Below are 10,696 nucleotides of genomic sequence, written 5' to 3'. Positions count from 1 at the left end.
GATCTTGCGCGGTTGAGCACTCAACCGTGCAAGATCACCGCGGGCAGGTGGAGGTGGGGGCGGGGTCGGCGGGGTCAGCGGGGGGCGGGGGAGGGGTCGGCGCGGTGGTGGCCGTCGGGTTCGAGCGTCTCCATCGTCCGCGTGCAGGTGGCGATCAGCAGCGGCACGGCCAGCATCGCCCCCACCGCCGGCACCGCGGCCCCGGAGTCGTTGACGGCGAACCCGATGCCCAGCAGCACCAGCAGCGCCACGCACCCCGGCCGCAGCGCCGGGTGCCGGTCGTAGGTGCGCTGCAGCACCGGCACGCCCAGCACCCGCGGGCGCACCAGCACGAACGCGATGAACGCCGCGGCCAGCGCCAGGACCGCGCTGAGGATCCAGTTGCTCACGAGGATCCGCAGGTTCTGCGCGAGCTTGCGCTCCACGACCTGCCAGGCCCCGCCGTCCAGCAGGGTCTGCACGAACCGCCCCAGGTGCGTCTGCTGGTCCACCGGCCGCAGCCAGTCCGCCAGGGAGATCGCCGCCAGCACCAGCAGCGTCCCGGCCAGCAGCAGCAGCACCCGCCGCCACGTCACCCGCACCCCCGCCACCAGCAGCGCGAACAGCCCGAACGCCGGGACCATCGCCGGCGGACCGCCGAAGTCGCTGCCCAGGACGCCGTCGACGTAGACGGCCACCAGCCCCAGGCCCGCCACGGCCAGCGTCGCCGCGCGCCGCCGCCCGGCCAGCAGCAGGCGGTCGGCGACGGCGGTGGTGAGCAGCAGCGCACCCGTCGCGAACAGCGCGAACTGCTGGTTGCCCAGACCGTAGAAGCGGCCCGCGACCACCGGCTGCAGCCCGTTCAGGCTGGAGGTGATCAGGCGCGAGCCGGTCGCCGCGTCCACCGCGAGCACTCCCGCGGTGATCGCGCCGACGACGCCCAGCGGGCCCAGCGGGTGCCGCCGCCACGGCCCCAGCAGCGCCACCGCCGTGATCGCCGCCACGTACAGGGCGACCGCGCCGGTCACGGCCAGCAGGTGCTCGCCCGTGGAGCCGCCGTAGCGCCACCAGGGGATCGTGTTCGCCAGGAACGTCGAGGCGCACACCGCCCCGTACACCACGGCCAGGGTGCGCAGCCACGACAGCACCCGCCGCCGCCCGCGCGGACCGCCCCACGCGCGGCGCAGCGCCAGCGTCGCCACCGCGTACAGCACGATCTGCGAGGCCCCCCAGGCGGTGAAGAACGGCGCCACCAGCGGTTGCACGGCCTGCGCGGCCTGGTCCAGGTCGCGGACCTTCTCGATCCGCTCGGCCACGCTCGTACCGGCCCTGGTGGAGGTGATCGGCGCCCCCACCAGCCCGGTGACGCCGTGGTCGCCGCCCAGGGCGAGGGCCAGGACGGTGGGCGTGGTGTCGGTGGTCTGCACGATGCCGACCTGCCGGGTGGAGCGGCTGACGAGCAGGCCCTCGTAGTCGCCGCCGCCGGGCTGCGGGCCGGTGGCGGCGGCGAACTGCAGGTGCGCCGTCTTCCCGGCGTCGGCGATCGAGGCCGTGAACAGGGTCGTGCCCGCGGCGCCGGTGGAGGCGGCCACCGCCTCCTGCACGGCGCCGACCACGGCGTCCACGGCGGCGACCTGCTCGGCGCGCGAGGCGGCCGGCGGTTCCTCCCGCCCGGGCAGGTCCGCCGGGTCGCGCACCACCCCGGCGTCGACGACGACGACCTGCGCGCCCGACTCCAGCGCGTCCTGCACGTGCCCGCCGACGGCGGCGGGGGTGCCGGCCTCGGCGAGGCCCACGTACGCGGGGACCTCGCCGGTGGAGGTGGCCAGCGCCACGCCGGCGCCCGGCCCGATCGCCACGGCCCGGGTGCCGGCCGCGGCCAGGGCGTCGCCCAGCAGGCCCGGCTGCGCGCCGAAGGAGCCGGCCGCGGCGATCTCGCGGTACCGCGCGAAGCCCGGCTGCACGCCGTCCTCGACCTCGGCGACCGGCGCGCAGGGGGCGTTGACGTGCTCGGCGGAGGTGCCGGTGGAGTCGGTGGCGCGCCGGCCCGCGGACAGCGCCAGCCAGCCGTCGGCGGGGCAGGCCGCGGTGAACACGCTGCGCACCGCGACGGTGCCCAGGGCGCCGCTGCTCATGGCGGCCAGCGCGGGCGTGGCCTCCTCGGACACGTCCGACCAGCGGACGCCGCTGAAGCCGACGAGCACCAGGGGCGAGGTGCTCGCGCCGGGGGCCGGGGCGGGGGTCGCGGCCCGGGCGGGTGCGGGCGCGACCCCCAGCAGCAGGGCCAGGGCGGCCAGCGCGGTCAGCGCCGCGCGGGCCACCGCCGTCGGGCTCGCGGGGCGTCGGGCGGCGCGGGGGCGGGACGGCACCCGCCAAGGCTAGGCAACGCCCGTGCACCGCACGTGACGGAGCGGGTGCGGGTCTGGGGGAGGATCGGCGGGTGGTCGTGGACGGAGGGTCGGGGGCGACGGGTGCGCCCGGGGCGTCGGGGGCGCGCGGGCGGGACGGCGGGGCCGCCTCGTCGGGGCGCTCGGCGGTGCTGCCGGTGCTGCTGGGCGTGCTGGTGCTGGCGGCCGCCGCGGCGCCGGTGGTGCACCGCTACCTCGTGGCGTACCCGGACGACCAGTGGCAGGTGGACCTGGAGGTGTACCGGGAGGCCGGCCGCAGCCTGCTGCTGGGCCGGCCGGTGTACGAGTTCCTCACCGAGTCCCCGCAGCTGCTGCCGTTCACCTACCCCACGTTCTCGGCGGTGCTGTCCGTCCCGCTGGCCCTGCTCCCGTGGGGCGCGGCGGGCTGGGTGTGGACCGGCGTGCAGCTGGCGCTGCTGTGGCTGGTGGTGGGCCTGGCCTTCGCCCCGCTGCTGGCCCGCGCCGGGCGCTGGGCGCCGCTGGCGCAGGGCGTGGTGGCCGGGGCGTGCGTGTGGATCTCCCCGGTGGGGGAGAACCTGCGCTTCGGGCAGGTGAACCTGGTGCTGGTGTCGCTGTGCCTGCTGGACGTGGTGCGCGGGCACGACGGGGTGCGGCTGGGGCGGCACCGGGTGCGCTGGCCGCGCGGGGCCCTGGTGGGGATCGCGGTGGCGGTCAAGCTGACGCCGGGGGTGTTCCTGATCCACTTCGCGCTGACCCGGCAGTGGCGGGAGCTTCGCAACGCCGTGCTCGCCGCGGCGGGGGTGACGGTGGCGACGTTCCTGCTGGCGCCGGAGGCGTCGCTGGAGTTCTGGACGTCCGCGCTGCTGGACCCCGAGCGGCTGGGGCCCAACGCGGGCTCCTCGAACCAGTCGGTGCGCGGCTTCCTGCTGCGCCTGTACCTGCCGGAGGCGGTGACGACGCTGCTGTGGGTGCTGCTGGCCGGGACGGCGGCGGCGCTGGGCCTGGCGGTGGCGCGGCGGCTGCACCGGCGCGGCGCGCTGGTGGGGGAGGTCGCGGCGTGCGGGGTGGTGGCGCTGCTGCTGTCCCCGGTGTCGTGGCTGCACCACTTCGTCTGGGGAGTCCTGGTGCTGGGCGCGGTGCTCGGCGACGGCCGCGAGCGCCGTCGCGCGGTGGTGGCGGTGGTGGGCTTCGCGCTGCTGTCGGTGGCGTGGCCGTGGTGGGGGGCGAACCTGCTGGCCGAGCGCAGCGTGCCGGTGCCCCTGGCGCGGGCGGTGCAGAGCGCGGACCTGTGGTGGGCGTGCCTGGCGCTGGTGGCGCTGGCCCGGCTGGTGAGGGTGCCGGCGTCCGGGGCGGGGGAGCGTCGCCCGGTCGAATCTTCTCACTCACGGTGATCGAATAACTCCGTAGCGTTTAGGTCTGGTGCCCCAGGGGCAAGACGGCTCCGCAAGACCGACCGTGCACCTGAGGGGGGAACCGTGAGCCAGACGACGCACAACCTTCGTCCCACCGTCGACGCCTGGGAGTGGCAGCTGCGGGGCTCGTGCCGCGACGCCGACCCCGAGCTGTTCTTCCACCCCGAGCTCGAACGGGGGGCCGCCCGCCAGCACCGCGACGCCGCCGCGCTGGCCGTGTGCGCCGAGTGCCCCGTGCTGCGCCAGTGCCGCGAGCACGTCCTGAGCCACCGCGAGGTCTACGGCGTGTGGGGCGGGCTCACCGAGGACCAGCGCGAGCAGATCTGGGCCGCGCGCTCCGACCGGCGCCGGCTGCGCCAGGCCAGCTGACGCGCCGGTCGGCGCACCGGCACGGCTGACCGGCTCGCTGCCTCGACCGGTGCGCGGGGTGCCGCCCCGCGCACCGGCCGACGCAGCGCGCGGAGGTGGGAGCACCGGGGGGATACGGTTCCCTCCCGTGCCCCGCTACGCGTTCTTCGGCCCCGTCGGCACCTTCTCCGAGGCCGCCCTGCGCACCGTCGTCCCCGACGCGCCCGCCGAGGCCATGCCCAGCGTCGACGCCACCATCGAGGCCGTGCGCGACGGGACCGCCGACGTCGGCTGCGTGCCCATCGAGAACTCCGTCGAGGGCGGCGTGCCCGCCACCCTCGACGGCCTCGCGGTCGGTGAGCCGCTCGTGGTGGTCGCCGAGGTCGTGCTGCCCGTCTCCTTCGTCCTGGCGGTGCGGCCGGGCACCGCCCTGGCCGACGTGCGGCGCGTCAGCACCCACTCGCACGCCTACGCGCAGGTCCGCCACTGGCTGCACCGCGAGCTGCCGGGCGTCGCCTACGTGCCCGCCACCTCCACCGCCGCATCCGCCGAGGCCCTGGCCGCCGAGCGCGACGGCGGGCCCGCCGCCGGCTTCGAGGGCGCCGTGTGCGCGCCGTTCGCCGCGCGGCGCTTCGGCCTGGACGTGCTCGCCGAGCGCATCGAGGACCGCGCCGGCGCCCAGACCCGCTTCGTGCTGCTCTCCCGCCCCGGCGCCGTGCCCGAGCGCACCGGGAACGACAAGACCTCGCTCGTGCTGTTCCTGCGCGAGGAGCGCCCCGGCGCGCTCGTGGAGGCGCTGGAGCAGTTCGTCACGCGCGGCATCAACCTCACCCGCATCGAGTCCCGCCCCGCCGGCGACGCGCTGGGGCGGTACTGCTTCTCCATCGACTGCGACGGCCACCTCGCCGACGCCCGCGTGGGCGAGGCCCTCATGGGCCTGCACCGCGTGTGCGAGCGGGTGCGGTTCGTCGGCAGCTACCCGCGCGCCGACGGCGGCCGGGCGATCACCGGCTCCGGCCCCACCGACGACGCCTTCGCCCGGGCCCAGGACTGGCTGGACCGCCTGCGCGCCGGCGGCGCCTGACCCCCTCCTCCCTGCGGTGATCTTGCACGGTCGAGTCCTCAACCGTGCAAGATCACCGCCGGGAGGAGGGTGGGGGAGGCTCAGACCTCGCCGAGGCACGGGCCGCCGCCCAGGGCGGCCAGGCCCGTCAGGTCCCCCGCGGCGAAGCCCGCCACCCCGGTGAACTCCGGGTTCATCAGCTGCGTGGCGTCTTCCACGTGCCCCAGGCCCACCATGTGCGCCAGCTCGTGCAGCCACACCGCCTGCACCCGCCGGCGCACCGCCGGGTCGGCGAGGTCGCCCAGCGCGCTCGCCGTCACGCCCGCCGAACCCGACACGATCACCGCCCGCCCCGAGGACGTGCGCGCCAGCACCGGCCCGCCCCGGCCCAGCACCACCCCGCCGGCGCCCTGCTCGCCGGCACCGCTCCCACCTGCGCCGTGCCCCCCGGCGGCCTCCGCCGGCACGTCCCAGCGCAGCAGCGCCGGCGCCCACCGGTCGCCCCAGCGCTGCGGGTCGTACGGCGTCGCGCGGTTCGTCTCGTCGGTGGTGCCGTCGGGCACGAAGCGCAGGCCCGTGGCGCGCGAGACCCGCTCCAGCGCCGCGGCCAGCACCGCCTCCCCGCCGGGCGGGGCCCCCGCCGGGTTCACCACGTAGTGCACCGGCCGGCACGGGTCCCAGCGCGCCGGCTCGCCGTCCGCGCCCCGCTCCCCGGCGGACCACGACGCGCTCGGCGCGGCCACGGGTTCCGGGTGCCCCAGCGGGCTGCCGGTGGACTCGTGCCCCGGCGTCGGGAAGCGCCGCGGCCCGGCGGCCGCCACGCCCGCACCCTCGGCCAGGCCGGTGCGCTCCAGCGCCGGCACGCCCACCGCGAGCGCCAGCACCAGCGCGCCCGACCACAGCGCGCGCAGCGCGGGGCGGCGCCCCCGGGGCGCGCGGCGGTCCTGGCGGGCGGCGGGCACCAGGAGACTGTGCCGTCCGCGGGCCCGCCGGGGAGGCGTTTTCCCCGAACGGCCCCGGCGGGTCCACCCGTCCGGCCGCCGGGGCGGTCAGCCCCGCGGCGGGGGGCAGCGCACCAGCAGCACGCCGGGCTCCACCGCGACCCGGATCCGCAGCGCGGTGCCGATCGGGTCGCCGTCCAGCTCCACCTCCTGCGGCTCCGCGCAGCTCACCTCGATGCTGCGCCCGCGCAGGTGCTGCACCCGCCGCTGCCCGCGCCGGTCGCGCGTGACGATCGCCCACGCCACCTCGCCCCAGGCGATGCCGCCGCGCGGGGAGAGCACCACCGCGTCGAGGAACCCGTCGTCGATGCGCGCGTCCGGCATGAGCACGAGGTTCTTCGTCAGCCGCCCGCAGTTGCCGACGATGACGGCGCGGGTGCGCACGCCCACGGGCTCGCCGTCGTCCACGCGCACCTTCACCCGCGCCTGCGGCCCCCACAGCGCCCGCGCGCCCGAGACCACGTACGCGCCGTAACCCAGGTGCCGCTTCAGGCGGTCCTCGACGCCGGCCATCACCGCCGCGTCGAACCCCAGGCCGGCCATGACGAGGAACAGGTGCCGCTCGGGGGAGGGGTCGCCGCCGGTGCGGTCCACCTCCAGCCACCCCACGTCCACGGCGGTGTCCGGGGCGGAGAACACGACGTCCAGCGCGGCGGTCAGGTCCGCGTGCGGGACGTCGAGGTTGCGGGCCAGCAGGTTGCCGGTGCCGGCGGGCAGCAGGCCCATCGGCACCCCGGTGCCCGCCATCGCCTCGGCGACCGCCCGCACCGTGCCGTCCCCGCCGGCGGCCAGCACGACGTCCACGCCCTGCGCCAGCGCCGCGCGGGCCTGCTCGGTGCCGCGCTCGGCCGGTGTCGTCTCCAGCCACAGCGGGTCCTCCCAGCCGTGGGTGCGGAAGGCCGCCGCCGTGTAGGCCTGCCGCCGCCGGCGCGCGCTCTCGTCCAGGTGCGCGAACTTGGTGGGGTTCACCACGATCGCCGCCCGCGGCCGCGCGGGGGGCGCCTGCGCCAGCGCCGGGGTGGACACCTCCGCCAGCAGGGTCCGCAGCCGCCGGCCTGCGCGCCGCTCGCGCACCAGCAGCCCGCTCACCACGACCAGCAGCACGGCCAGCGCGAGGACGAGCGCACCCGTCCCCCACACGTCGCCCGCCGTCACCCGGCCACGCTACCGGGGCCGCTCCCGTCGAGCGCGCAGCGGGCGCGGGCGCTCCGTTAGGGTCGGTGCGTGATCGACCTGCGACTGCTCCGGGACGACCCCGACGCCGTGCGCGCCAGCCAGCGCGCCCGTGGCGAGGACGAGGCGGCCGTGGACCGCGCGCTGGCCGCCGACGTGCGCCGCCGCGGTGCGATCTCCGAGTTCGAGCGGCTGCGCGCCGAGCAGAAGTCCCGCGGCAAGGACGTCGCGAAGGCGAAGGGCGAGGAGAAGCAGGCCCTGCTGGCCGCGGTGAAGGAGCTCGCCGAGCAGGTCAAGGCCGCCCAGGCCGAGGCCGACGCCGCCGCGCAGGAGTTCGACGCGGCGATGCGCTCCATCCCCAACGTCGTCGCCGACGGCGTGCCGCCCGGCGGCGAGGACGACTACGTCGTGCTGCGCGAGGTCGGGGCCAAGCCGGAGCTGCCCGAGGGGCTGGACGCCTGGCGCGACCACCTGGAGCTGGGTGAGCTGCTGGGCGCCATCGACACCGCGCGCGGCGCGAAGGTGTCCGGCTCGCGGTTCTACTTCCTCACCGGCGTCGGTGCGCGCCTGGAGCTGGCGCTGCTGAACATGGCCGTCGCGCACGCCCTGCAGGCCGGGTTCACCCCGATGATCACCCCGACGCTGGTCAAGCCGGAGGTCATGGCGGGCACCGGGTTCCTCGGGGCGCACGCCTCGGAGGTGTACCGGCTGGCCGAGGACGACCTCTACCTCACCGGCACCTCCGAGGTCGCGCTGGCCGGCTACCACGCCGACGAGATCCTCGACCTGTCCGCGGGCCCGAAGCGGTACGCGGGCTGGTCGGCGTGCTACCGGCGCGAGGCCGGCTCGCACGGCAAGGACACCCGCGGCATCGTCCGCGTGCACCAGTTCCACAAGGTGGAGATGTTCTCCTTCTGCCGCACCGAGGACGCCGCCGCCGAGCACGAGCGGCTGCTGGCGCTGGAGGAGGCGGTGCTCGCCGCGGTGGAGGTGCCCTACCGGGTCATCGACACCGCCGCCGGCGACCTGGGCAGCTCCGCGGCCCGCAAGTTCGACTGCGAGGCGTGGGTGCCCTCGCAGGGCGCCTACCGGGAACTGACCTCCACCTCGAACTGCACGACCTTCCAGGCGCGGCGCCTGGGCGTGCGCGAGCGCACCGAGGGCGAGGGCGGCACCCGCCCGGTGGCGACCCTCAACGGCACCCTGGCCACGACCCGGTGGATCGTGGCGATCCTGGAGAACCACCAGCTCCCCGACGGTTCGGTGCGCGTGCCGGAGGCGCTGCGCCCGCACCTCGGGCTGGACGTCCTCACCCCCGCCTGATCCGCCCCACCGCGCGGGTCCGGCGCCCGGACGGGTGGTGCCGCACGCCTCGCCGAGCCGCCCGCCCCGGCGGGAACTAGGGTCGGCCGGGTGAACGGGGGGATGCGGGGCGCGCTGGTCGCGCTGGACGTCGACGGCACGATCGTCGACCACGACGAGGCGCTGTCGGACCGGGTGCGCTCGGCGGTGCAGCGGGTGGCGGCCGCGGGGGCCCACGTGGTCGTGGCCACGGGCCGCTCCCTGCACGGGGTGCTGCCGGTCCTGCAGCGGCTGGGCCTGCACGAGGGGTTCCTGGTGTGCAGCAACGGCGCCGTCACCGTGCAGCTGGACCGCTCGGAACCGGAGGGGTACCGGGTCGTGTCCCTGCACACCTTCGACGCCTCCCGGGCCGCGGAGGCGCTGCGCGCGAGCATCCCCACCGGGTTGTTCGCGGTGGAGGTGCTGGGCCGCGGCTTCAAGGTGACCGCGCCGTTCCCGGACGGCGAGCTGACCGGGGAGGTCGAGGTCGTGCCGTTCGAGGAGATGTTCGACGAACCGGTGATGCGCGTGGTGGTGCGCAGCCCCGAGCACACCTCCGCGGAGTTCGGCGAGCTCGTGGCGGGCATCGGCCTGCACGGGGTGGCGTACTCGGTAGGCTGGACGGCGTGGCTGGACCTGGCCCCGGACGGGGTGACCAAGGCCAGCGCCCTGGAGGACGTGCGCTCGCGGCTGGACGTGCCCCGCACGGCGACGGTCGCGGTCGGCGACGGGCGCAACGACGTCGAGATGCTGCAGTGGGCGGCGCGCGGCGTCGCGATGGGCAACGCGCCGTCCGAGGTGCGCGCGGTCGCCGACGAGGTGACCGGCGACGTGGACGACGACGGCCTGGCCGACGTCCTGGAGGACCTGCTGGCCGGCGAGCGCGAGGCCCGCGCCGCGTCGTGACCGGCCCCGCGACCCGCCCGGTCCGGCCCGGCGCGCCGGGCCCGCTGGAACGGGTGCGGCGCACCTTCCGCGCCCGCGTGGCCGGCGACCCGAGCGGGACGCCGGACTGGGTGCGCGAGATCGCCGTGGTGGGCGGCCGCGACGGGTGGTTCGACCCGGCCGGGGTGGTGTGGGCGGTGCACGGCGGGCTGCCCACCCTCGTCGGCGGGCTGGTGGCGCTGCTGGGGCAGGCGGCCCACCCGCTGGCGCTGGCGGGGGTGCAGGGCCACTCCGACTACCGGCGCGACCCGTGGGGCCGGCTGGTGGGCACCGCCCGCTGGCTGGCGGTGTGCACGTTCGGCTCGGCGCAGCTGGCCGAGCGCGAGTCGGCGCGGGTGCGCGGGATGCACCGGCGGGTGCGGGGGACGACCGCCGACGGGCGCGCCTACTCCGCGGGTGACCCGGACCTGCTGCGCTGGGTGCACCTGGCCTTCACCGACGCGTTCCTCGCCGCGCACCGCGAGCTGGGCGCGGACCTCGCACCCCGGTTCGGGCGCCGCTGGCCGGACGCCTACGTGCGCGAGTGGGCGCCCAGCGCGCGGGCGCTGGGGGCGCGCGACCTGCCCGGCAGCGAGGCGGAGCTCGCCGGGGCGCTGGCGGGGTTCGCGCCGGTGCTGGAGCCGGTGCCGGCGGACCTGCGCCGCTTCCTGCTCGCCCCGCCGGGGCTGAGCCGGGCGGAGGCGCCGTTCTACGGGGGACTGACCGGGGCGGCGCAGCTGCTGCTGTCCCCGGTGGTGGCGCCGCTGGCCGGGGCGCCCGGGCGCGGTGCGCGCGGGCCGCGCCGGCGGCTGCGCCTGGCGAGCGCCCGGGTGCAGCTGCGGGCGCTGCGCGCGGTGACGGGCCCGGAGCCCTGGGAGCAGGCCGGGCGCTTCCGCACCGGCACCGGCCCGCGCCCCGACTGGCTCTGACGGCCCCCACTCTTCCCCGCCACCCCTCCCTGGGGGGGGGGGGGGGGGGGGGGGGGGGGGGGGGGGGGGGGGGGGGGGGGGGGGGGGGGGGGGGGGGGGGGGGGGGGGGGGGGGGGGGGGGGGGGGGGGGGGGGGGGGGGGGGGGGGGGGGGGGGGG

At 77.7% G+C, this 10,696-nt stretch carries 9 protein-coding genes; 6 read left to right on the top strand and 3 right to left on the bottom strand.

Annotation, left to right across the window (positions count from 1 at the left end):
* Positions 1–74: 74 nt before the first annotated feature.
* Entirely contained in the window at positions 75–2,348 is a 2,274-nt protein-coding gene (locus tag ACRYR9_RS18625; RefSeq protein ID WP_432496242.1) for a hypothetical protein, read from the bottom strand.
* A 71-nt stretch (positions 2,349–2,419) separates the two neighbouring features.
* Here ACRYR9_RS18625 and ACRYR9_RS18620 point away from each other — a divergent pair, with 71 nt between their 5' ends.
* The 3 genes from ACRYR9_RS18620 (at position 2,420) to pheA (ending at position 5,192) form a co-directional block, all read left to right on the top strand.
* Positions 2,420–3,739 (top strand): glycosyltransferase 87 family protein, encoded by a 1,320-nt coding sequence (locus ACRYR9_RS18620; protein ID WP_432496244.1) that lies wholly within the window; start codon positions 2,420–2,422, stop codon positions 3,737–3,739.
* 84 nt (positions 3,740–3,823) lie between these two features.
* Entirely contained in the window at positions 3,824–4,129 is a 306-nt protein-coding gene (locus ACRYR9_RS18615) for a WhiB family transcriptional regulator (protein ID WP_432496246.1), read from the top strand.
* 127 nt (positions 4,130–4,256) lie between these two features.
* Positions 4,257–5,192 carry a prephenate dehydratase gene (gene pheA, locus ACRYR9_RS18610; RefSeq protein WP_432496249.1) on the top strand — a complete coding sequence of 312 codons (936 nt, stop codon included), beginning with the start codon at positions 4,257–4,259 and terminating at the stop codon, positions 5,190–5,192.
* 80 nt (positions 5,193–5,272) lie between these two features.
* Here pheA and ACRYR9_RS18605 read toward each other — a convergent pair whose 3' ends face one another.
* Together ACRYR9_RS18605 and ACRYR9_RS18600 are read right to left on the bottom strand one after the other, a co-directional pair.
* Positions 5,273–6,133 carry a peptidase gene (locus ACRYR9_RS18605; RefSeq protein WP_432496251.1) on the bottom strand — a complete coding sequence of 287 codons (861 nt, stop codon included), beginning with the start codon at positions 6,131–6,133 and terminating at the stop codon, positions 5,273–5,275.
* Positions 6,134–6,220: 87 nt separating this feature from the next.
* Positions 6,221–7,327 (bottom strand): diacylglycerol/lipid kinase family protein, encoded by a 1,107-nt coding sequence (locus ACRYR9_RS18600; RefSeq protein WP_432496253.1) that lies wholly within the window; start codon positions 7,325–7,327, stop codon positions 6,221–6,223.
* 69 nt (positions 7,328–7,396) lie between these two features.
* On the opposite strand from ACRYR9_RS18600, the gene serS reads away from it, so the two are divergent.
* The 3 genes from serS (at position 7,397) to ACRYR9_RS18585 (ending at position 10,539) form a co-directional block, all read left to right on the top strand.
* Positions 7,397–8,668, top strand: coding sequence for a serine--tRNA ligase (gene serS, locus ACRYR9_RS18595; protein ID WP_432496255.1), 1,272 nt, complete (start codon positions 7,397–7,399; stop codon positions 8,666–8,668).
* A gap of 90 nt (positions 8,669–8,758) precedes the next feature.
* Positions 8,759–9,592 (top strand): HAD family hydrolase, encoded by an 834-nt coding sequence (locus ACRYR9_RS18590; protein ID WP_432496258.1) that lies wholly within the window; start codon positions 8,759–8,761, stop codon positions 9,590–9,592.
* The gene (locus ACRYR9_RS18585; protein ID WP_432496260.1) at positions 9,589–10,539 is read left to right on the top strand and encodes an oxygenase MpaB family protein; all 951 of its coding nucleotides are present in this window, start codon (positions 9,589–9,591) and stop codon (positions 10,537–10,539) included. Before ACRYR9_RS18590 ends, ACRYR9_RS18585 begins: the two co-directional genes overlap by 4 nt.
* The last annotated feature ends 157 nt before the right edge of the window (positions 10,540–10,696 follow it).

The organism is Kineococcus auxinigenes, assembly GCF_050871525.1.
GTDB lineage: Bacteria > Actinomycetota > Actinomycetes > Actinomycetales > Kineococcaceae > Kineococcus.
Note: the sequence above shows the minus strand (reverse complement) of the source record. Positions and strands in the feature narration are given on the sequence as shown.